At 62.2% G+C, this 21,228-nt stretch carries 20 protein-coding genes; 4 read left to right on the plus strand and 16 right to left on the minus strand.

From position 1 onward, the window contains the following. Window positions 1-141 precede the first annotated feature (141 nt). Both HPY65_15015 and HPY65_15020 read left to right on the plus strand, forming a co-directional pair. On the plus strand, window positions 142-1,395 hold the full coding sequence (locus HPY65_15015) for a PilT/PilU family type 4a pilus ATPase (GenBank protein NPU85785.1): 1,254 nt from the start codon (window positions 142-144) through the stop codon (window positions 1,393-1,395). 70 nt (window positions 1,396-1,465) lie between these two features. Continuing rightward, window positions 1,466-2,044 (plus strand): PilZ domain-containing protein, encoded by a 579-nt coding sequence (locus HPY65_15020; protein ID NPU85786.1) that lies wholly within the window; start codon window positions 1,466-1,468, stop codon window positions 2,042-2,044. A gap of 52 nt (window positions 2,045-2,096) precedes the next feature. On the opposite strand, the gene HPY65_15025 is transcribed toward HPY65_15020, so the two are convergent. The 11 genes from HPY65_15025 to mtaB all read right to left on the minus strand — a co-directional run bounded on the left by HPY65_15025 (window position 2,097) and on the right by mtaB (window position 14,957). Further along, window positions 2,097-2,867 carry an ABC transporter ATP-binding protein gene (locus HPY65_15025; GenBank protein NPU85787.1) on the minus strand — a complete coding sequence of 257 codons (771 nt, stop codon included), beginning with the start codon at window positions 2,865-2,867 and terminating at the stop codon, window positions 2,097-2,099. Further along, window positions 2,864-3,820 (minus strand): branched-chain amino acid ABC transporter permease, encoded by a 957-nt coding sequence (locus HPY65_15030; protein NPU85788.1) that lies wholly within the window; start codon window positions 3,818-3,820, stop codon window positions 2,864-2,866. Before HPY65_15030 ends, HPY65_15025 begins: the two co-directional genes overlap by 4 nt. 22 nt (window positions 3,821-3,842) lie before the next feature. After that, window positions 3,843-4,748, minus strand: a complete 906-nt coding sequence (locus tag HPY65_15035) for a branched-chain amino acid ABC transporter permease (GenBank protein NPU85789.1) — start codon at window positions 4,746-4,748, stop codon at window positions 3,843-3,845. 244 nt (window positions 4,749-4,992) lie between these two features. Then, window positions 4,993-6,105, minus strand: coding sequence for a branched-chain amino acid ABC transporter substrate-binding protein (locus HPY65_15040; protein NPU85790.1), 1,113 nt, complete (start codon window positions 6,103-6,105; stop codon window positions 4,993-4,995). A 102-nt stretch (window positions 6,106-6,207) separates the two neighbouring features. Continuing rightward, a complete protein-coding gene (locus HPY65_15045) occupies window positions 6,208-7,695 on the minus strand; it encodes a hypothetical protein (GenBank protein ID NPU85791.1) in 1,488 nt (495 codons plus the stop codon). Between the two features lie 168 nt (window positions 7,696-7,863). Further along, window positions 7,864-9,075 (minus strand): MFS transporter, encoded by a 1,212-nt coding sequence (locus tag HPY65_15050; GenBank protein ID NPU85792.1) that lies wholly within the window; start codon window positions 9,073-9,075, stop codon window positions 7,864-7,866. 24 nt (window positions 9,076-9,099) lie between these two features. Then, window positions 9,100-10,008, minus strand: coding sequence for a GTPase Era (gene era / locus HPY65_15055; GenBank protein ID NPU85793.1), 909 nt, complete (start codon window positions 10,006-10,008; stop codon window positions 9,100-9,102). A 202-nt stretch (window positions 10,009-10,210) separates the two neighbouring features. Further along, window positions 10,211-11,464, minus strand: a complete 1,254-nt coding sequence (locus HPY65_15060; protein NPU85794.1) for a hypothetical protein — start codon at window positions 11,462-11,464, stop codon at window positions 10,211-10,213. Between the two features lie 373 nt (window positions 11,465-11,837). After that, on the minus strand, window positions 11,838-12,896 hold the full coding sequence (locus HPY65_15065; GenBank protein NPU85795.1) for a radical SAM protein: 1,059 nt from the start codon (window positions 12,894-12,896) through the stop codon (window positions 11,838-11,840). Next, window positions 12,893-13,588 carry a ribonuclease III gene (gene rnc, locus HPY65_15070; protein ID NPU85796.1) on the minus strand — a complete coding sequence of 232 codons (696 nt, stop codon included), beginning with the start codon at window positions 13,586-13,588 and terminating at the stop codon, window positions 12,893-12,895. Before rnc ends, HPY65_15065 begins: the two co-directional genes overlap by 4 nt. Continuing rightward, window positions 13,581-14,957, minus strand: coding sequence for a tRNA (N(6)-L-threonylcarbamoyladenosine(37)-C(2))-methylthiotransferase MtaB (gene mtaB, locus HPY65_15075; protein NPU85797.1), 1,377 nt, complete (start codon window positions 14,955-14,957; stop codon window positions 13,581-13,583). Before mtaB ends, rnc begins: the two co-directional genes overlap by 8 nt. Window positions 14,958-15,236: 279 nt before the next feature. Between mtaB and HPY65_15080 the strand changes: the two genes are divergently transcribed. Continuing rightward, on the plus strand, window positions 15,237-15,587 hold the full coding sequence (locus tag HPY65_15080; GenBank protein NPU85798.1) for a hypothetical protein: 351 nt from the start codon (window positions 15,237-15,239) through the stop codon (window positions 15,585-15,587). 82 nt (window positions 15,588-15,669) lie between these two features. Here HPY65_15080 and HPY65_15085 read toward each other — a convergent pair whose 3' ends face one another. Together HPY65_15085 and HPY65_15090 are read right to left on the minus strand one after the other, a co-directional pair. Then, window positions 15,670-16,080, minus strand: a complete 411-nt coding sequence (locus HPY65_15085) for a 4Fe-4S binding protein (protein ID NPU85799.1) — start codon at window positions 16,078-16,080, stop codon at window positions 15,670-15,672. Between the two features lie 190 nt (window positions 16,081-16,270). Further along, complete coding sequence (locus HPY65_15090; GenBank protein NPU85800.1) at window positions 16,271-16,675, minus strand: MliC family protein; 405 nt, start codon at window positions 16,673-16,675, stop codon at window positions 16,271-16,273. 237 nt (window positions 16,676-16,912) lie between these two features. Between HPY65_15090 and HPY65_15095 the strand changes: the two genes are divergently transcribed. Further along, window positions 16,913-17,827 carry a 2-dehydropantoate 2-reductase gene (locus tag HPY65_15095; GenBank protein ID NPU85801.1) on the plus strand — a complete coding sequence of 305 codons (915 nt, stop codon included), beginning with the start codon at window positions 16,913-16,915 and terminating at the stop codon, window positions 17,825-17,827. Between the two features lie 15 nt (window positions 17,828-17,842). Here HPY65_15095 and HPY65_15100 read toward each other — a convergent pair whose 3' ends face one another. The 3 genes from HPY65_15100 to HPY65_15110 form a co-directional block, all read right to left on the minus strand. Next, complete coding sequence (locus HPY65_15100) at window positions 17,843-19,489, minus strand: alpha/beta hydrolase (protein NPU85802.1); 1,647 nt, start codon at window positions 19,487-19,489, stop codon at window positions 17,843-17,845. A gap of 61 nt (window positions 19,490-19,550) precedes the next feature. Further along, window positions 19,551-19,793 carry an acyl carrier protein gene (locus HPY65_15105; GenBank protein NPU85803.1) on the minus strand — a complete coding sequence of 81 codons (243 nt, stop codon included), beginning with the start codon at window positions 19,791-19,793 and terminating at the stop codon, window positions 19,551-19,553. Between the two features lie 209 nt (window positions 19,794-20,002). Then, entirely contained in the window at window positions 20,003-20,983 is a 981-nt protein-coding gene (locus tag HPY65_15110; GenBank protein NPU85804.1) for a ketoacyl-ACP synthase III, read from the minus strand. Window positions 20,984-21,228 lie beyond the last annotated feature (245 nt).

Here is a 21,228-nt window from a genome sequence, read left to right on the forward strand (position 1 = left end):
TTGCAATTGTTTTCCTGCTATTACAAGCAGTCACGGCTATTCGCGACACCTCCGGGAGAACACGGCCGACACCAGCCAACCCGGTTTTTCTTATCCCGCACAGCTTTGATGCACAGCCGACATGTCAGTTGGGAGGACATCATGAAGCGTTTCGAGGAAACGATTCAGCAGGCCATCCGGGAAGGATCCTCCGATGTTCACATCATCCCCGGCCATCGGGCGGCCTACAGGAAGCACGGCCGGATCAATTTCTACGGCGCGCAACTCTGGGGCGCACGGGATATCGATGATCTCGTCCGCAAGATCCTCTCCCCGGAACAGCTCCAGGCGCTCCAGGAGCGCCTCTCTGTCGACTTTGCCACAAGCCTTTTCCGGGCCCGCCTGCGCATCAACATATTCAGCAACAGCCGCGGACTGAGCCTGGCCGTTCGCATCCTCCCGGGGAATCCTCCCACGATCGACGATCTGAACCTCCATCCGTGCCTCCACGAAATCAGCTCGCTGGAATCAGGACTGGTCCTGTTCTGCGGGGCTACGGGCGTCGGAAAAACATCCACCATCGCCGCCGTTATCGATGAGATAAACGCCAGCCGGCTGGGGCACATCATCACGCTGGAAAATCCCATCGAATATCGCTTTCAGTCCAAGAAGTGCGTCATCCAGCAGCGGGAACTTGGCGTGGACATGCCATCCTTTTACCAGGGGCTCATTGACATTCTTCGGGAAGACCCGGATGTGATCGTTGTCGGCGAACTCCGCGATCCCGAGACCATGCGGCTGACCCTCAACGCGGCCGAGTCCGGCCATCTGGTCATCGGCACCCTGCATGCGTCCAGCGTGGAAGATGCAATCTACCGTCTCCTGAATTCCTTCCCACCGGACTCCCAGGATGCCGTCCGGATCCAACTTGCCTCGGTCGTCTCCTGGCTGATCATTCAGGATCTGGTTGCCCTCAAGGGACTCAACTTCCGGGTTCCTCTGCTTTCCATTCTGCGGGGAACCACATCTGTGAAAAACGTGATTCGCGACAACAAGCTGCACCAGATCGAGGGATTTCTCCAGACCGGCAGGGGCAGCGGCATGTTCTCCGCCGATCGTTACATGGAGGAGTTCCTGGTCACCCGTCAGAAGTTCGTCTCGCCGATAGAGGTCTTCCGCCCATCGGAAGAATCGGCCCAGGAGCCGATGTATCATTCGGTTCTCCTGAGGAAGGGAGCCTATGCGGCTTTCCCGAGCGAGCCGGACGCATCGGAGGCTGAATTCATGCGCCGTGTCACGATGAGCCGACCCGTCACCCCGCGCATGAGCCACGACGTCGAAAGCATCGAGAACCTGCTGAGCATCGAGGAAGAGGCCTCCATTGAAGAGCTCATCAAGGAATTCGAGAAAAGATAACCCGTTCCCCGGTAGCCGTGAACCCGCACCGGAGGAGCTTCCCCAAAGGCTTCACAAGGGAGGAACTCTCTTGAAGAAGAAACCAGCCAGAAAGGTACAGAACCAGCGTCGGTATTCCCGGGTCAACACCTACCTGCCGATTGCCGTGCGGCGCGTCGAGGCAAAACCGGCCGCGGAATTGAAATCAAGGGTGGAACAGGATCCCATTATTGTGGACTTCACAACGCCTCCCTCCCTGGACAATGCATCACTGGCCGAAGTGCTCTCCCGCCTGGACAGCAAGCTCTCGGCCATCCTGAGCCTTCTGGTGCCCGAGCAGCGGGGCTTCACAGCCCTGTCCTTCCGGGTCATGAACCTGAGCGCAAACGGCATGCGTTTTTCTTCCCCTGAGCCCTTCGATCTCGGCGAGCTTCTTGAGCTGAAACTGGTCCTCTACGGCCGGCCCCATGTCCTGCTTACGATACACGGAAAAGTGACCCGGTCCGTTGAGCAAAAACAGGGCTTTAACATTTCCATTCGTTTTGTTTCTGAAACGGAGGAGGTCCGGGATGCGTTTCTTCGCTATGATTTCGCCGAGCACCGATCCTTTCTCCGTCATATCGTCGAAAAGGGGAGCCGCGACGCCAACCTGCTGCTGGTGAATCGTTGAAGAAGCAAAAGTAGGGGGTTGCTTCCACCAGGGGGAGGGGGGTAAGATAGGGTCAGCCTTCCTCCGCAACTCCGAGGTAGGCCTCGATGACCTTGGGGTCTTCCTTTACCTGCTCCGGCGTGCCTTCAGCGATCATCTCCCCGTTTTCCAGCACCACGACCTTCTCGCAGGCCTTCATCACGAGGGACATGTCGTGCTCGATGAGGAGCACTGTGATCCCGCGGTCCCGGATCCGCCCGATCAGACCCACCAGCAGGGCCGTTTCCTGCTCGTTCATCCCCCCCGCCGGCTCGTCCAGGATCAGGAAGCGGGGCTCCGTCGCCAGCGCCCGGGCAATTTCCAGCAGACGCTGATTCCCGTAGGACAGATTCCGGGAGAGCTGGTTCACTTGCTCGTGGAGACCGACGAAAGACAGCTCCCGCAAGGCCTTCGCCACGGCCTCCCGCTCTTCCCGCCGCTGCGACGGAGTACGGAGCATGGACGAAATGAATCCGGCTCTCATGCGGCAGTGGCAACCCGCCAGGACGTTCTCCAGCACGGACATGCTCTGGAACAGCCGGATCGTCTGGAAGGTCCGGGCGATGCCGAGGGTCACGATGTTCGAGGTAAGCAGGCCGTTGACGGGTTTTCCCTCGAAGAGGATCCGGCCCGCGTCGGGCTTGTAGTTGCCCGTGATCAGGTTGAAGACGGTCGTTTTGCCGGCGCCGTTGGGGCCGATGAGCCCGACGATGCTTCCCGCCGCCACGTCGAAGGACACGCGGTTCACCGCCGTGAGGCCGCCGAAGGACTTGGTGAGATCCTGAAGCGAGAGCAGGGCTGTCAAGGCCGTTCCTCCCCGGGAGTTTCCTCAAGCCGGTAAACCCGGGGCCGCTGGGGAATGATCCCTTCCGTGCGGAAGATCATCATCACCACCATGGCGGCGCCAAACACAAGCATCCGGGCGTTGGCAAGATCCCGGAAGATCTCGGGGATTCCGACGATGAGAGCGGCGCCCAGGAGCACGCCGGGGATGCTTCCCGCTCCTCCCAGGATGATGAGCGTGAACATCAGGACCGATTCCCAGAAGCTGAAGGACTCGGGGGCGATGATCGTCATCTTGGAGGCGAAGATCAATCCCACCATTCCCGCCCAGGCGGCCCCCAGGGCGAAGACTGCGAGCTTGTAGCGTGCCGTCGGGATGCCGCTGCCCTCGGCCGCCACCTCATCCTCCCGGAGGTAGTTGAGAGCCCGGCCGAATCGGGAGTTCTCCAGGAAGTGGAACAGGACGATGGTGACTCCCAGGAAGAACCAGATCAGGTAGAAAAATTCGTAAGGCGTCCGGATGGTCAGTCCGAAAACCGATGGTCGTGAAATGTCGAAAATCCCGTTGGCCCCTCCGGTGATCCCGAATACGTCGTTGACGAGGGCGATGCGGACGATCTCGCCGACGCCGATCGTGACGATGCACAGGTAATCGCCCCGGAGATGAACGATGGGACGGGCCACCACCGCGGCGAAAAGGCCGGCGGCCAGGGCGGAAACGGGAAGGAGCCACAGGATGGGAATGCCGAAGGTCGTGTTGAGGATGGCCGCCGTATAGGCCCCGATGGCGAAGAAGGCCGCATGGCCCAGGTTGAACAGTCCTGCATGCCCCACGATCAGGTTGAGGCTGAGTCCCAGGATGGCATAGATTCCGATCGCGTTGAGGACGTCCACCCAGTAGGCGTTCAGGAACGGGGGCAACGTCGCCAGGACGGCAGCAAACAGGATGAAAAGGATGGCGTTTCTGTTCTTCATGCGTCCTTCGCTCCCGGGTTCCTCAGATCTTCTCCGCTACCCGTTCTCCCAGGAGTCCCGTGGGGCGGACGATGAGGATTGCGATGAGGACGCAGAAGGCGATGGCGTCCTTCCAGGCGATCGAGATATAGGCGGCGCCGAGGGCCTCGATGACCCCCAGGAGAAGACCTCCCACCATGGCCCCGGGGATGTTGCCGATCCCGCCCAGGATCGCCGCGGTAAAGGCCTTGAGGCCGTATGTCCAGCCCATGGTGAAGTTGATCTGCCCGTAGAGGAGCCCCACCATCAGACCCGCCACGCCGCCCAGGGCGGGGCCGATGAGGAACACGATCAGGATGACCCGGTTCACGTCGATCCCCATGAGCCTCGCCGCCCCCTGGTCGATGGCGGCCGCCCGAATGGCCGTCCCGATCCGGGTCCGCTGGACGAAGAGATACAGGACCGCCATCAGCAGGATGGACGCGGCCAGGACGATGATCTTCACCACCGGGATGTCCACCTGGAACAGGGAAACGGCGGTGGACGGCAGGATGTCCAGAGGATAGACTTGGAAACGGGCTCCGTAGACAAGCATCACCAGGTTCTGGAGGAAGATGGATGCCCCGAGGGCGGAGACCACCGCCGAGAGGCGGGGCGATTCCCGCAGGGGTCGATAGGCCGCCCGGTCCAGGACCGCCCCGATGGCCGCCAGCATCCCCATGATCATGATCGCTACCAGGAGGACGCCGATCACGGCGCCGTAGAATTCGGTGAGTCCCAGGGCGGCCAGAACGGTCAGCCCCAGGTAGGCGCCGATGGTAAACAGGTCCCCGTGAGCGAAATTGATAAGCTTGAGCACTCCGTACACCATGGTGTACCCCAGAGCGATCAGGGCATAGATCCCTCCCACGGCAAGCCCGTTGGCAAACTGCTGAAAAAACTCCTCCACGACCGATCCGTTCCCGCAACCGCCGCCTTTCCCGCGGGATAGCGGCGGCGTCTGCGTACCTCGAGCTGTACCGTCTGAACCAGACGTGCAAAAGGGGTCCTTCGCGGCTCTTACCGCAGCCCCTCCGAACCCCTCTTTTGCTCTATGAAATCACACCCCGGAAAAGGAGACGCCCTTTTTCCGCCCTTTCCATCAAATCCGCACCTCCGGCCGCAGGCATCCGAGCGGGCACACCGGCAGGGCGCTATTTCTGGAGGATGAAGTTCCCCTTGGCGTCGACCTTGTAGACCCTGTAAAGCTCGCCCACCCGGTCACCCTTGGCGTTGAATGCGATCCGCCCGGTCAGGCCGCGGTCGTCCTTGAAGCCCTTCTTCAGGAATGCCGCCAGCACATCCGGATCAACCGACTTCTTTTCCTTGATGGCCGCCGTAATGACGCGGAATCCGTCCCCGGCCAGGAGCGCATAGATGGAACTGGGAGCATTCCGGTATTTCTTCTTGTATGTGTCCACGAACGCCTTCGATTCCTTCGTCGGCAGATCCTTGGGAAGCGGCGTGCTGAGGAAGTAGAAGCCGCTGGCGGCCTCCTTGCCGGCGATCTTGATCAGGTCGGGGTTGTTCTGGGCATCCCCGCCGATGAAGGGAACGTTCCACTTCATCTGCATTTTCTGCCGGAGCAGGAGCCCCGCCTCGGGATAGTAACCGGTGAAGAAGACGACGTCCGGCTTGGCCGCCTTGAGTTTCGTCAGAATCGCCGTATAGTCGCGCTCGCCCGGTGTCAGGGCGTCGAAGAAGACGATGTTGACGCCCTTCAGGAGCGCCTTCGCCTCCGCCGCCAGGCCCTTGGCATAGGTGGTGTTGTCATGGAGAATCGCTACGTTTTTGGCCTTCATCTTCTGGATGGTCTGGGCGGCCACCCTTCCCTGCTCGTCGTCACGCGGGCAGGTGCGGAAGAAGTACTTCAGACCCTTTTCGCTAAGACGGACTGCCGTAGAACCGTTGGCGATCTGGATGATCTTCGATTCATTGTAAATGTTCTGGGATGCCTCCGTAACGGAGGAACCGTATGTCCCGATCACCGCCGCCACACCCTTCGTGGTCAGGCGCTGTGCCGCCAGGGCAGCCGTCTTCGGGTCTCCGCCGTCATCCTCGGCGATCACTTCGACCTTCTGTCCGAGGAGCCCGCCCTTGGCGTTCAGGTCCGCACTCAGGAGATCCAGGACCTGCTTCATTTCCTGCCCTTCACTGGCCCAGGGACCGGTGAGAGGCGCCATGAGGCCGATCTTCACGGGACCGGCAGCCATGGCGGTGGAAGCCACTAACAGCAACCCGACCGCAAACAGTGCAATGCGTTTCATGATCTCCTCCTTGGAAGATGGGATTAAACCGGCAATCTTTCTGAAAACAACCATTTAAGGAGCGTCGGTCTCATAGCAGGATTCCCCGGGGATGTCAACCGTTCAGGGACCCAACACCCGGATGCTCCGGATCGCGTCGGCGCGAAGGGGAAAAAATTCGGGAACGTTCGCCGCGTAGCCCGTGTCGCTGAAACGAGACAGGAGAACGGGCGGCGTGTCGTTTCCATCCTTGTCCACGTGGGTGACAAAAATCTCCGTGTAGGGCCCGTTCGCCTTGGAGCTGAACAAGAGCCACCGGCCGCTGGACGACCAGCTGTGCCAGGAATTGAAGATTTCTCGGTTGCAACGCATCCGCCGCGCCTTCCCTCCCCCGGCCGGAACGATCCAGAGCTCGCTGTCGGGCTGGAGCATGATCCCCGACCGGCTCCGGGTATATACGATCCACTTCCCATCCGGCGAGTAGCGGGGAAAGTAATTGCTCATGCCGTTGCCGGACGCCCCCTCCAGGGGTTCAGCAGTGCCACCGCCGCCACCATTGAATGGAACCCGGTAGAGATCGAACCGGATGTTGAAGAGCCGGTTCAATTCGTGAATGCTTCTCTTCTCAAAGACCGTCGTCACCTTCAGGATGTTGGCGTGCACTTCGTTCTTCGCCTTGGCCCGGCAGAAAAGGATGTATTTCTCATCGGGGCTCCAGGCCGGATTCGCCTGCACATAGCTGTAATCGCTGGCGCCGGGAAGCAGTTTGATGGAGCCGCTCCCGGAGTCGTAGACGGCAAGCACGCCGAAGGTCGGAAAGAAAAGCTGCGAGTAGTCCAGGTCGTCCATCACGGCGGCGTAGGAAATCTCGTTCACCGACGCGGCGGTATACCGGCCCGTCGGGGACATCCGGCCGAAAAGGCCCCGCGTCGGCGGGATAACACCCGTCCTCGGAAAATCGCTCCAGGTGAAGATGTCCTTTTTCGTGAGAACGATGTCCTTGCGCACTTCCGTGATGAACTGGGCGCCGTTGTCGTCCCCGTAGTTGTATTCCATGCTGATTCGTTTCCCGTCGGTAGAGACGGCATGGCAGCTGGCACAGACGGAGATGCCCGTCATGACGGTCGCCGGTTTCCCGTACGAGGAGATGTCACCCAGGCGCCAGCGGGTCTTCTCGAAGCTCCTGCTGGCAACGGCAAACGGAAGGGGAATCTGGCGGAAGAAGACGGAGTCGCCCACGGGGTCTCTGGACGTGCCGATGGAAACGGTGTGCTCGGACAGAACGTCTCCCGATTCGCGGTCCGGGAGGCTGGTTACGGTCAGTGTCGCCGCCTTTTCCTTTGAATGATCCTTTACGGCTTCCCAGGTCTCCCGCCCGGGCGTCCAGGACCGCTTCTCCGTCAGCAGGAAAATGGACGGCCGCCCGCCTTCAAACCGGAACGCAACCAGCCAGAACCGCGACCGGGGATCTTTATCGGTCCACTTGATCGTCGGAGAGGCGATCTCCGGGGGAAAGAGAGATCCGTCATAGGGGTAGGCAATACGGAGTTTTCCTCCGGAAACGGAAGCATTCGCCCGCTTTTCCTCCACGCGGGAAATGAGCGTTTCCATCTCTCGAGAAAGCCGACCCGTCTTCGTTTCGCCGCTGTCCCACAAAACCGCGCCCGGAAAGGAACACTGGATTAGAAGGCATGCCAGAGACAGGAAGCATATGGTCCGGGAAACCTTTTTCCATAAAGCTCTTTTTTTCATGATGCGGGATTCCTCATTCGCAATCCGTCAATGAGACGGCGACACCGGAGCGGCCGCGCCAAGATCACGGCCGAAGATCGAGAAATAGACCGTCCCCAGGAGACCGCAGGCCGTCGCGGTCAGCAGGTTGACCTCCGGCGACACTTTCCAGAGAAAGGCCCCGGCGAGGGCGGCCCCGGAGACGACCACGTCCCGGACCAGGTAGTACAGGCCGAACATCCCCCCCTTCCGGTCCTCCGGGGCCAGATCCATGATCAGCGCCTTTCGCGTGGGCTCCCCGAACTCCTTCAGCCCCCGGATCACGAAGGCCGCCACCATCATGGGAAACGACGTGGAGAACAGAAGAAACAGGGGAAAGACCGTGAAGTTGAAGAAGGTGATCACCACGAAGGGCTTCTTTGCGCTCCGGTCCGCCAGGTACGCCACCGGGATGTACACCAGGACCGCCACGGCCATCTCCACGGCGGTGAGAATCCCGAACTGGAAAGGGCTGATGCCGTTGTTCTTCACGCACCAGACGACGACGAAGGCATAGGGAATCTGTTCGGCGAAGCGGATCAGGATGTCGGAGACGAGGAGGTTTTTCAGGGACGGGCTCATGAACCGCCAGAGCCTGGAGGGACGCTTCTCCCCCCGCCCCCTCCCCGGATCCTCCTCGATCATCGCCTGCTGCAGGACCAGGGAAAAGAGCCCCAGGACCAGCGCAGCCCCAAAGGCCAGTCGGATCCCCGTCTTCTCTCCGTAAAAACCGATCAGGAGTCCTCCCAGGAGGGGGCCCAGGGCCATGGGAATCCGCCGGACCAGGGAATGCAGGGAAACCCCCATGGTGCGCCGGTTCTCCGGCAGGACCCGGGAGACGAGGCTCATGGTGGCGGGAAGCGAAATGGCCGTCCAGGACAGGAAGAAGACGGATCCGACGATCACCGCCTGCCAGTAGGGGAAAAGGATCACGATGGCGTACCCGAACATCGCGATCAGGTTGAAGACCAGGAGGGCCCGCTTGGTCCCCAGGCGGTCGCTCAGGTAGCCCCCCGGGAAGGAGTAGAGGGCCGACAAAAAATTGTCCATCGCGTTCAGGATCCCGACGGACAGGATGCCCCCTCCCAGGGCCAGGAGGTAGAGCGGCAGGAACCGCTCGGCCATCTTTTCTCCCAGGCCGACGAGGACGACCATGGACAGCAGGGCGACCATGCTCTTCTTAAGGCCCAGGGCGTCGACGATCCGTTCGCGCCAGTTCATCGGCGGACTCTTTCCCCCGTGCGGCTATCCCTCCTCCTCGGAGTACCCGAACTCCCGGAGAGCCCGGGGATCCCGCGTCCAGTCCTTCTGAACCCGGACGAACAGTTCCAGGAAAATCCGGGAGTCAAAGAAGCGTTCCATCTCCTGCCGGGCCCGGGTGCCGATCTCCTTGAGCATGGCTCCCCGGCGGCCGATGAGGATTGCCTTCTGCGATTCCTTTTCCACATGGATCGTGGCCTGGATCCGGATCAGCCGCCGCCCTGCCTCTTCCTTGAAGGTGTCCACCGTGACGGCGGACGCATAGGGAATCTCCTGCCGGGTGGAGAGGATGATCTTCTCCCGGACGATCTCGGCGGCGATGAAGCGCTCCGGACGGTCCGTCAGGGTGTCCTCCGGGAAGAGCGGCGGGCCTTCCGGCAGAAGGGCCCGGATCTCCTCCAGGAGAACCGGGATTCCGTCGCCGCTCCGGGCCGACAGGGGAACGATCCCCCGAAACGGATACAGCCCCCGGGCCTCGTCCATGAGCGGCAGGAGGAGAGGTTTCCGGATCGTATCGATCTTGTTGATTCCAAGGATCACCGGCAGGGACAGCTCTGCCAGGGACACGATGATCTCCCGGTCGTTCCTGTCGATGCGGGGCGCCTCCACCAGGAGCAGGAGGATATCGGCGGAGCGGAAGGTCTCTCGGGCGGCGGACACCATGGACCGGTTGAGTGGGTTGTCGCCCCGGTGGATTCCCGGCGTATCCAGGAAGATGAACTGGCCCCGCGCGTCCGTGTGGATCCCCATGATCCGGTTGCGTGTCGTCTGGGGCTTGGGCGTGGTGATGGCCAGGCGCTCCCCCAGGACAGTGTTCAGGAGGGTGGACTTGCCCACGTTGGGCCGGCCGATGATGCCGATGAAACCGGACTTGAAGGGAGGACATTCTTCCATAGGGTGCTCATAGCATACGGAAGGCGATCAGGAAACACGGAAGAACGGCTTTCGGCGAAATCCCCCTGAATGCGGAAGACCGGCTGATTCCTCAGCCGGTCCCGACTCCGTACGGCAGCATGCCTGCCGTTCAGAACGGCCCCTGAAATCCGTTTCGCCATCGGACCAGAGGCCGCCCCGGGCAGGATCTACGCCCGCATATTCAAACCTTTGCCGGAAGGCTCAACGGGCTTGCCCCGGTCCGCACCAGAAAGGCGGGGTCCTCATCCCTCATCGGCCCGCCCGGTGCACCGGTGTTTTCCCCCATGGCCATGATGATCTCCTCCCCGAGGATGGGTTTGACGACATCGACGTATCCATGGATGTTGCCGACCTGACTTTTGATTTTCTCGGTCACGGCGGAGAACTCTTCTGCGGTGGCGGCATTCTGCTGGACGACCTTGTCCATCTCCGCCACGGCACGGTTGATCTGCTCGATCCCCTGCGCCTGCTCCTTGGAGGCCTCGGCAACCTGTCCGATCAGATCCGTCACCTTCATCGCGATGTCCCGGTTCCGCGCAAGCTCCTTGTTGATCTCGTCGAAGAGAGACGAGGCCTGGCGCGTTTTTCCCGTCGAGTCGGCGATCAGGTCTTCGGTGTTCCTCGCCGCGGTGGCGGAGCGCAGGGCCAGGCTGCGGACCTCTTCGGCCACGACGGCGAAACCCGCTCCCGCTTCACCGGCCCGGGCCGCCTCGACGGCGGCGTTCAGGGCCAGGAGGTTCGTCTGAAAGGCAATCTCGTTGATGGTCTTGATGATCTTCGCCGTTTCTTCGCCCGCCCTGACGCTGGCAAGAACGACTTCGTGCATCAGATTCATCTTTTTCTCCATGATCCCGTAGCTTTCCCTTGTGTCCTTCGACATCAGGATGTTTGCCTGGTTTGCATTCTGGGCGTTCTGGGCCGTCATGGACGTCATCTCCTCGAGGGATGCCGACGTCTGCTCGATGGCCGCAGCCTGCTCGCTGGCCCCCTCCGCGAGGGCGGAGCTGGACGACGTCATCTGTTCGGTCCCAACGATGATTTCCTCGACTCCCTGCACGATGCCGTAGACGGAGCCAATGATCGGCACCGCCTTCTTTTTGCCGACGAAGATAAAGAAAACGAGCATGAAGCCGCCGGCAATGGCAATCGCCACCAGGGATCCCGTCAGTGAAGTCGCAATCCCCAGCCGGCCGAAAATATAAAAGAACATGCACGCGGCCAGTACCGCCGGAACGACGACCGCGTACATCTTCGTGGGCCGCTTTTTTCCGAAGACGACCCGCAAACCTCCGAGACAGAAAACCAAGATCCCGACAATAATCCCGAATAAGCCCAACCCTTCAAGAACGTGATCCATCGCAACCTCCTCAACTCGAATTTGAACTGCCGCAGCGGTTATTCCAGGCAGCGGGCTCCCGCATGCCGGAGGTATCATCCGGTGGTTATTTTTCGGCTGATCGGGGAGGCGAGGCAGGCATCCCCGGACATCCCCGGTTCATTTTCCCAGCCGCCCCTTGTTGGAACGGCCGTTTGATCCATCGACATCGCCCCTGGAACAGGCAGATGTCCTGCGGGCTGAATGACTCAATCCACATCGTCAACGGATTGACTCCATAGTCAATATTCCATCGCCAGCGAAACTCGTTATGTCAAGAAAGATACACTCTCAGGCCCTATTTATTCTACATACCGGCCTGATTTTAAAATCAACTGCAGGAGTAATTGCAAGAGGCATGCCGATGCGAAGCATTCGGGCGCAGAGAAAATACGCCGGGGGAGAAAGCGGGGAGAACCGAATGGAGACCTCTTCAGGACCGGCCCATGCAATCGATAGCCGACGGGGACGAGCCCGAATCCAGGACCAGGATCCCCCGGGTCTGGCAGGCGTCTTCCTCGACAGTCACCGAAGCGAGACGGAAGCGCTCCCGGAGGGCAAGGGTGTTTGCATTTCGCTGCCCCCGGAAGAAGGACAGGTCTCCCGGGGCGGCCCGGAAGCGAGCCTCTCCGAGGATACCGGAGGCCTTTTCCAGCAAAATGGCGGCCCCGCGAAGAAACAGGGATTCATGGACGAGGGATCCGAAAGAGGGATGAAAAGGGCCGGCGACGACGTCGTGTCCGCACGTCATGCCCGGCGTCGGCTGAAGCCCCAGGCGGATGACGGGAATCCCGGCGGCGGAGAACCGGCGGACGGCGCCGGCGCATTGGTCCACCGCCTCGGCAAGCGTCAGCGGGCGATAGCGCCCGGCCCGGTATTCCTCCTCCAGGGCCGTTCCCCGGAGGACGACCGTGGGATGGATCCTCACCATGTCCGGTCCCAGGGACGCGGTCCGGCGGACCGTCCCGTCAAAGACGGCGGGGCTGTCGCCGGGCAGCCCCGGCATCAGGTGGACCGAGGTCTCGAATCCCCTTTCCTTCAGCATGCCCACGGCCCGCTCGCCGTCGTCGGCCGAGTGCCCCCTCCGGGACCGGTCCAGGACGCCGTCGTCCAGGGACTGGAGGCCCACCTCCACGGTGGCGACCCCGTGGGCCGAGAGCTCACCGAGGATGTCTCCGCCGAGGTGGTCGGGCCGGGTGGAAATCCGGATGGAGTCGACATCCCCGTGTCGGAGATATTCACCTGCCCAGCGGAGCAGTTCCCCCCGGCGATCCGGGGACAGCCCCGTGAAGTTCCCGCCGTAAAAGGCGATCTGGATTCGCCCGGGCCGTTTCTCTCTCCCTGCATCCAGCCCGTCGAGGGCGGCCCTCACCCGGCGGTGAAAGCCCTCCTCCCGGAGGCCTCCCGGGGTCTCGCCGGAGGCCACCGACTGGTTGCAGAAAAGGCAGCGCTGGGGACAGCCCCGATTGGGAAGGAAGAACGGGATGATCACGGGACGCTGCCTCCTTCCTGGAGGGCCAGGAGATCGAGGGCGCGCCGGGCAGCCTCCTGCTCGGCCTCCTTCTTGTTCTTCCCCCGGGCCCGGATGGAGACGACATCGGCCACCGTCACTTCCATTTCGAAGGTCTTGTCGTGGTCCGGACCGTATTCCCCCACCAGTTCGTAGCGGGGAACAAAGCGAAAACGGCCCTGCGCCAGTTCCTGGAGGTCCGACTTGTAGTCGTGGTAGATTAGGCTCTGGCCCTCTTCCCGGATCAGCGGCATGAAGAACCGTTCGATGAAACGGTTCGCTGCCGGGTACCCGCCATCCAGGTAAATCGCCGCGATGACCGCTTCGAAGGTATCCGAAAGAATGGAGGGCTTTACGCGCCCGCCGGAGTTCTCCTCCCCCTTTCCCAGAAGAAAGAAGGAACCCAGCTTCAACTGCCGGGCCAGTTCCGCCAGGGGCCGCTCATTGACGATGGAGGTCCTGCGCTTCGAGAGATGGCCTTCCGCATCCCCCGGAAACAGCCTCATCAGGAGATGGCTCGTGCATAGCTGCAGCACCGCGTCTCCCAGGAATTCGAGACGCTCGTTGTCGGCGCAGCCGAGGGAGGCGTTTTCATTCGCATAGGACCGGTGCGTCAGCGCCACGTTCAGAACTTCAATGTTTCCGAAGGAGTGTCCCAGACTCTTTTCAAGCACCCGCAGGGCGTTCCGCCGCTGCCGGGTCAGGGGCGCCGATTGCCCCCACCAGTCTTCCTTCCCGCGCTTCCACCGGAACCACCGGAACCAGCCGGTTAACATCCTTTTTTTCTCCGTTGGTTACCAGGACGGGCACGTATTCTCCGGAAAACCCCTTCCGGAGTCCCGTCTCCCGGTCTTTTCTGTCCTCCAGGAGGACCGCCACTTCCTTCCCGACGAAACGGGCTGCGAAGTCCCTTCTTTTGCGATTCCCCAAGTCCCGCAGGACCGCCGCCCTTGCCTTTTTCTCCCCATCGCCGACCTGTTGCGGATCGTCCGCCGCCGGTGTCCCGGACCTCCGGGAATAGGGAAATACGTGCAGGTAGGCCAGGGGCAGGTCTTCGATCAGGCGGACCGTATTCGCAAACGCTCCGACATTCTCCCCGGGGAAGCCCGCCATTACGTCGGCACCGACGGCGCAGTCGGGAACCTCCTCTGCGATCTTTTCCACCAGCGTCCGATAGAACTCACGATCGTACGTCCGGTTCATCGCCCGCAGGATCCCGTCGTCGCCGCTCTGAAGCGGGACATGCAGGTGGCGGCACAGGCGCCTTCCCCGGCGAAGCAGCGCCAGCATCCGGTCGGTGACTTCCCCGGGCTCGATGGAGCTGAGACGGAGGCGGTCCACGATGCCTTCGTCCTCGGTCCGTGTCAGCAGATCCGTCAGATCACCGCACCCATGCAGGTCCCGACCGTAAGCCCCCAGATGGATTCCCGTCAGGACTACTTCCCGGTATCCCGCTTCTGCCAGTTGGCGGAGGCGACGCAATACTTCCGGGTAGGGAACGCTGCGGACGGGGCCCCGGGCCCGGGGAACGATGCAGTAGCTGCACGCCGCATCGCAGCCGTCCTGAATCTTCAGGAACGCCCGGGTATGGCCGGGAAACGATCCCGCCCAGAGACGGCCCGCCTCCCGGCAGTTCAGGATATCGCCCACCTCGACGGAGGGTTCCTTCCCCGCGGGGCATCCTTCCCGGAGAATCGCCTTCAGGAGTTCCGGAAGACGCTCCTTCTCACCGTTCCCGGCGATCAGCCGGACGCCGGGGATCCGGCGGATTTCTTCCGGACGGCACTGGGCATAGCAGCCGGTAACCGCGACGGCTGCCTCCGGATTGGCCCGGGAGGCCCGCCGGATCAGCTGGCGGGACTGGAAATCCGTCCGGGCCGTGACGGTGCAGGTGTTGATCACGAAGGCGTCCGCCGGCCCCGGGAAGGGAACCACCGTAAAGCCCGCCTCCCGAAGGGCCTCCTCAACGGCTGCCGTCTCGCACTGGTTCACCTTGCAGCCCAGGGTGGCCAGCGCCACCGTCCTTTTCTTCGCTTCCGTCATCCCGCTCCGCCGTTCTCCTTCCCCAAAACCGCTGCCGCCGGCTCGCCAACCCCTCCGAAGGCGCTTCCGGAGAGACGCGGGATATGCAGTCACGGGGTTCGTCGCCGTTCCGCTCGCACGAGATCGCAACCGGCACCCGGTCCGCCGGCCCAGGTTTTTATCCGTTTCGGGAATCGCCCCCTGTTACGGCGGCGGCCCCCCTTTGTCAAGATCAAACGACCCCTGGAAATTTCGGCGCATCTGCATTAGAATGCCACGACTTCACAAGGAGGCCCCTTCATGGAAGGCATTAGCCACTACCTGTCAACCCACCCCATCGCTCTGATGGCGCTGATCCTTGTCTGCCTGATTCTTCTCTATTTTCTTTTCAAGCAGCTCCTGAAGGTGGCCCTTGTCGTCGTCCTCGTCCTCCTCGTTATGGCAGGGTATTTCTACCTCCAGGGCACGAAAGACCTCCACGGCCTGATCCAGAAGACGAAGCTGCAGGCAGCAGAAGCCTTTGACACAAGCAAAAAGGTGTACGAAAAGGGCAAGGACGTCTACCGGAAGGGAAAGGAAGTGACCGAGGGCGTCGGACGCGCCTTCAACAGCGACGGGAAGGAAACGGAACCGCCGGCGAGCGTCCGGTAACGAAAGAGCGGGATGCTTCCCGGCGATGAGACGGCCGGATCATCCCCCCCGCACGGTCCGGAAGATCCGATCCCGGCCGGCCTTACAGCAGGTCCACCTCCATGGCCCGGACAGGACAGGCGGACACGCAAAGCTCGCAGCCGTTGCATTTCTCCGCATCGAAGGCCACCTTTGCCGATGCCGCTTCAAACGCCAGGGCGCCGGTAGGGCAAAAGGACGTGCAGGCCCCGCAGTGGACGCACCGGTCCCTGTTCTGGTTGACGCTCTTGGAAAGGGGCTCCACCTTCAGGCCCTTCTCCCGCAGGAACTGGATCCCCGCGTCGAAATTCTCCTTCTCACCGCCCAACTCCAGGACGATCATGCCGTCCCGGCGGGGAAAGATTCGGGCCTTGAGGATATTGAACTCCAGGTCGTACTGCTTGACGAGGTGACAGATGATGGGCTGTTCGACATTGTCCGCCGTATAGCGGATGACAACTTTTCTGGAATACATGGAACGTCCCGTTTCTCTTTGAATTTTCAGGAATCCTACGGGAAGGAGGCCGGGAAGTCAAGGAATTCCTGGCTTTCGGCCGCTCTTCTGTCCGACCGATCCGGGAGGCAGTTTGACACTTCGGACCCGGGCGGATCCGTTTTCCCGGATCCGGCGAATTCCGAATCTCGCCGGCAAGCCTGTCCGACAGCTAGGGGCGCCGGGCGGCTTTCCGGGATCCCTTCCCTTCGTCCGTCACTCGGCAGTCCTGGTATTTCGGCGTCCACTCACCCCCGGCGTCCCGCGCCTCCGCAAAGGCCGAATCCCCCTTGATCCACCAGATCAGCTCCCGGTCATCGGTGTACCGGGAACCGGAGGCGGAAAGCGCCTGGGGCAGCGTGTACTCCTTCCCGTCGGGCAGGCGGACCTTCACGAAGGCGAGGCTGCCGTCGGACAGCTGGTAGTATACGGCCTGCACACGATCCCCGCTTTCACAAATGTATGTCACGGCTTTTCCGTGCGTAACCGTGAGCCTGCCCGGCGCCGCAAGGGCATCGCCGCAGAAAAAGGCCAGCACCAGGGCTCCGACGATGATCCAGATTCCTTTATGGTTCATGTTCCCTCCTTGTTCCTTACCAGGATGCACCACCGTGCGGAACGCTTTCCCGCGGGTGGATCCGGCTCCACGCTCCGGCAATCGATGTCCCGAAAGGTGCCGATTATATCGCCAATGACGCCGCCGTTTGCAACAGGAAAGACATCCGAATTTCCGGTGCCATGCGGCCTGCCTTGTGGTAAACAGGAAGCACATTCCAAGAGACGGAAAAACACCCGATCAGGGAGGGGATGGACCATGAGAATCGCAGTGATGGGATTGGGAGGCGTCGGGGGCGTCTTCGGCGCGAGACTGGCTGAAGCATACGCCGGAAAGGGAGAACACGAGGTCGTCTTCTTCGCCCGGGGGGTCCATCTGGAGGCGATCAGGAAGGATGGGCTGACCCTGGCCGCTGTGGACGGGACCTTCACAGTCCGGCCGGATCTGGCGACGGACCGACCCGAAGAGGCGGGAACGCTGGACCTGGTTCTCTTCTGCGTCAAGGGCTATTCGCTGGAGGCGGCCGCTGTCCAGCTCAGAGGCGCCTTGCGGGAGAAAGCGGCGATCGTGCCGCTCCTCAACGGCGTGGACATCGCCGACCGGCTCAAGGTGATTCTGCCGACGGCCAATGTCCTGGAAGGCCTCGTATACGTTTCCGCCTTTGTCGAGGGTCCGGGAAAGATCAAACAGGTCAGCCCGGCTCACCAGATTGTCTTCGGACCCCGGGACGGGAATATTGAGCCCTTCCGGCCGATCGAGGCGCTGTTCAAGAACGCCCTTGTCAACGCGATGCTGACGGACCAGCCGCTGGTCCCCCTCTGGACGAAGTACATCTTCATCTGCCCCTCCGCGGGCCTCACGGCGCTCACGAAGAAGACCTTCGGGGAAATCATGGAGGACCCGGAGAGCCGGGCGCTCCTGAAGGGACTCATGGAGGAGGTGGAGGCCGTCGCCCGGGCGAAGGGCGTCGCCCTCCCGGGAGACATCGTGGAGGCGTCCCTCGCCAAGGTGGCCGGCTTTCCCCCGGCGACGAAGACGTCCCTGCAGCTGGACTTCGAAAAAGGAAATCCGACGGAAATCGAGCTGTTCAACGGCTACATCGTCCGGGCGGGAAAAGAGCTTGGGATCCCCACTCTGCTGAATGAAAAAGTGTACAGGGGATTGACGGGCTAAACCCGGGCGCGGGAATCACCCGAAAACATACGTCCCGGGAGCCTTCTCCCGGGCGGGATGGCGGCGGTTGCCCAGGGGCGGCGGCGGACCGGAAGGTCCGCTCCGCCGGGCGAGCCATTCCGTCCAGTCCTCCCACCATGAACCCGGCCGCTCCTCCCTCCCCGCAAGCCAGGTGTCCGGTTCGCCGTCCAGGCCGTCCTCGCCTGCCCAGTAGCGTTTCTTCCCGAATTCCGACGGCGGGTTCACGATTCCCGTAATGTGGCCGTCCCCGGCCAGAACATATCGGACGGGTCCGCCCGTCAGGCGGCACGTCCGGAAGGCGCCCCGCCAGGGGCTGATATGATCAAGCAGGGCTCCCACGACGTAGAGCGGGTTCCCGACCCGCCCCAGGTCGAGAGGACGGCCGCCCAGGACGAGGCCGCCCGGCTCGGCGAAACGGTTCTCCAGGTAAAATTTCCGAAGATAAAGGGAGGCCATGGCCTCGGGGAGATTCGTCGAGTCGCTGTTCCAGTACAGGACGTTCGACTTCGGCGGATCGCAGCCGTAGAGATACCCGTTCACGAAGTTCCGCCAGATCAAGCTGTCCGCCCGGAGGAGCCGGAAGGAAGCGTCGATCAGACGTGCGTCCAGAATGCCCTTCTGCTCCATCAGGCCCTCGACGAAGGACACGGAGCGGTGGGTCACGAGGAAGCCCATCTCTCCCGGCTCGGAAAAGTCCGTCAGGGCGGAAAATAGGGTCCAGTCCGCCACGGGCTCTCCCCCGCCCCGGTTTCCCGCGGCCAGCCAGGCCATCAGGGCCGCCAGGACCGTCCCGCCGATGCAGTACCCCGCAGCGTGAACCGCCGGGACCCGGCAGATGGACCGGGCTGCCCGGACGGCCTCCAGGGCTCCCCGAAGCATGTAGTCGTCGAGGGTGACGCCCCGCATCTCCGGGCCGGGATTCCTCCAACTCGTGATGAAGACGGTGAAGCCGTTCCGGGTGAGATACCGGACGAAGCTGGTTTCCTCCTCCAGGTCGAAGATGTAGTACTTGTTGATCCAAGGCTGGATGAAGACCAGCGGAACGGCGTAAACCCGGTCCGTCGCCGGGCGGTACTGGATCAGTTCCATCAGTTCGTTCCGGTGGACCACGACGCCGTCTGCGGTTCCGATGTTTTCCCCCGGTCGGAATGCGGTTCGGTCCACCATCGGAGGCAGGAACTCGCCCCGGCTTTGATCCTCGATCCATCGGAGGACTCCCCGGCGGAGGCTCCCGCCTTCGGAATTGAGGCAGCGGAGGACGGCGGCCGGATTGGTCCAGAAGAAATTGGCCGGCGACAGGATCTGGATGACCTGGCGGATCCAGAAGGCGGCACGGTCGCGCTCCCGGGCACTGAGGCCGGGTCCACGAGCGACCATGTCCCGGAGCCAGGCGGTGCAATGCCCATGGATCTTTCGAGCGGTCTCGGTGTTCTGCCGGACCGTCTCCAGCAGGCATTCGCCGGGTTTCCCTTCGTCCGGCGGGCCTTGCGGGAAGACGCCTGCGATCCGGACGGCTTCCTCCATCGAAGTCCGCTGTAGATCGGCGATCAGATCCAGAATCCGGACGTTCAGCTCCCGCGAGTTTCGCCGCCAGGAGCCTTCCACGCTCTGGAATGCATCGGTGATGCCGAAAGGGTCCATGCCGCCCTCCCGCGTAATCCGGCCGGGCTTCTCACGCCCCGCCCGGCTGTCGTCCGGTTCGTTACTTCGCCGTACGCTTGCCGATGAACGTCGTCAACTCCCCGATGGTCGTCTCGTCGCTCATGAGGTCCAGGGGGATGCGGACCGGAAAGGTTTCCTGAAGGTACGTCTGCAGATTCACCGCAGCGATGGAATCCCACTCGGGGATGTCGCCCAGTTTCGTATCGAGGGTGATTTCGATGCCCTCTGCATCGGGGAAGGTTTCCAGGACACCCGCCCGGATCTTCCGGAGTATTTCATCCATGGGTGTTCACCTCGCGCGATTATTTTCAAGGGAGATTGCCATAAACGGTTCTTTCCTGTTCCCGCTCATCGTCAAAACATGCCTAAGGCGACCTCTGAAAAAGCCCGCAGGCAAGGCGCGCAAATCCTGAGGAACGAAGCGTACTTTTTCGTACGTCGAGCTGCGAGGGACGAGGGAGACGAAGCAGACAGCCCTTTTTCAACGGCCCGTCACAGGCGGATCAGGTTCGCCCCCCACGACAGCCCTCCTCCAAACGAAACCGTCACCACCAGGTCTCCGGGGCCGACGGTGCCCGCCGCCAGGGCCTCGTCCAGGGCGATGAGGACCGAGGCCCCCGCCGTGTTGCCGTACTTGTGAATGTTGACGAAAAACCGGTTCTCCGGCACCCCCAGCGCCGCGGCGATCTTGCGGATGATGTTGATGTTGGCCTGGTGGCACAGGTATCCGGCCACGTCACCGGGAGTGACGCCGGCCTCCGACAGAAGCCGCCGGATGATCTCCGGCCCCTTCTCCACGGCGAAGCCGAAGACGTCGACCCCTTTCATCCGGAAATAGGCCTGCCGGGGAGACGTCATCCGTTCGTAGGGGAGCATCGTCCCGCCGGCGGGAACGCAGATCACATCGGAGAGGCCGCCGTCGCTCTGCATGCAGGAGCGGAGCACACCGCGGCCCGAATCGTTTTCCCCCGTGAAGAGGACCGCTCCGGCGCCGTCCCCGAAGAAAGGGTATGAGGAAAAGTCCTTGGGGTTGGTGATTTTCGAATAAACCTCCGCGCCGACGAGAAGAAGGTTCCGTGCCTGGCCGGACCGGAGAAAGGCGTCCGCCAGGGCGATGCCGAAGGTGCTGCCGGAGCAGACGGAGTTGATGTCGAAGGCGAAGGCCTTCCGGGCTCCAAGGGCGTGCTGGACCCTTGTCGCCGTGGCCGGCTGCATCCGGTCCGGGGACGACGTGGCCACCACGACGCCGTCAAGGTCTTCCGCCGGGAAACCGGCCCGGTCCAGACAGGTCCCGGCCGCCTTGAGCGCCAGATCGGAGGTGCATTCGCCGGGAGCGGCCTGCCTGCGCGAGCGCACCCCCGTTTTCTGGAAAATCATCTCCCGGGCCTCGGGGGAGAACTGCTCCAGTTCCTCGTTGGAAACGGCCCGCTCCGGCACGTGGCTGCCGGTGGCGCGAATGACGGCGCTCTTCATGGTCCCTCCTCCCGGCACGACATTGACTGGAGATTTTACATTATTCGGCAACCGAGGGGCAACGGGATTTATGGACAAGCCCGTTCGCCGTTTTTTATGGCTGCCGATAAGGCGGAGGCGTTGCGGGAAAGGCCGGACGACATTCCTGGCGGCGGGGAAACATCTTCGCGAACCCAAATATCCGCCTGACAACCGGAGAGGGATCGGATACAGTGTCGCCTCGCGGCCCTCCGCCACACGGTGCA

This window comes from Syntrophaceae bacterium (assembly GCA_013177825.1).
Taxonomy (GTDB): domain Bacteria; phylum Desulfobacterota; class Syntrophia; order Syntrophales; family PHBD01; genus PHBD01.

What these genes read in the sequence shown, in the direction of transcription:
- HPY65_15015 (NPU85785.1), top strand. Translation starts at nt 142, where the DNA reads ATGAAGCGTTTCGAGGAAACGATTCAGCAGGCCATCCGGGAAGGATCC.
- HPY65_15030 (NPU85788.1), bottom strand. Translation starts at nt 3,820, where the DNA reads ATGAAGAACAGAAACGCCATCCTTTTCATCCTGTTTGCTGCCGTCCTG.
- HPY65_15040 (NPU85790.1), bottom strand. Translation starts at nt 6,105, where the DNA reads ATGAAACGCATTGCACTGTTTGCGGTCGGGTTGCTGTTAGTGGCTTCC.
- HPY65_15045 (NPU85791.1), bottom strand. Translation starts at nt 7,695, where the DNA reads ATGGAAACGCTCATTTCCCGCGTGGAGGAAAAGCGGGCGAATGCTTCC.
- HPY65_15050 (NPU85792.1), bottom strand. Translation starts at nt 9,075, where the DNA reads ATGAACTGGCGCGAACGGATCGTCGACGCCCTGGGCCTTAAGAAGAGC.
- era (NPU85793.1), bottom strand. Translation starts at nt 10,008, where the DNA reads ATGGAAGAATGTCCTCCCTTCAAGTCCGGTTTCATCGGCATCATCGGC.
- HPY65_15060 (NPU85794.1), bottom strand. Translation starts at nt 11,464, where the DNA reads ATGATACCTCCGGCATGCGGGAGCCCGCTGCCTGGAATAACCGCTGCG.
- mtaB (NPU85797.1), bottom strand. Translation starts at nt 14,957, where the DNA reads ATGACGGAAGCGAAGAAAAGGACGGTGGCGCTGGCCACCCTGGGCTGC.
- HPY65_15080 (NPU85798.1), top strand. Translation starts at nt 15,237, where the DNA reads ATGGAAGGCATTAGCCACTACCTGTCAACCCACCCCATCGCTCTGATG.
- HPY65_15085 (NPU85799.1), bottom strand. Translation starts at nt 16,080, where the DNA reads ATGTATTCCAGAAAAGTTGTCATCCGCTATACGGCGGACAATGTCGAA.
- HPY65_15090 (NPU85800.1), bottom strand. Translation starts at nt 16,675, where the DNA reads ATGAACCATAAAGGAATCTGGATCATCGTCGGAGCCCTGGTGCTGGCC.
- HPY65_15095 (NPU85801.1), top strand. Translation starts at nt 16,913, where the DNA reads ATGAGAATCGCAGTGATGGGATTGGGAGGCGTCGGGGGCGTCTTCGGC.
- HPY65_15100 (NPU85802.1), bottom strand. Translation starts at nt 19,489, where the DNA reads ATGGACCCTTTCGGCATCACCGATGCATTCCAGAGCGTGGAAGGCTCC.
- HPY65_15105 (NPU85803.1), bottom strand. Translation starts at nt 19,793, where the DNA reads ATGGATGAAATACTCCGGAAGATCCGGGCGGGTGTCCTGGAAACCTTC.
- HPY65_15110 (NPU85804.1), bottom strand. Translation starts at nt 20,983, where the DNA reads ATGAAGAGCGCCGTCATTCGCGCCACCGGCAGCCACGTGCCGGAGCGG.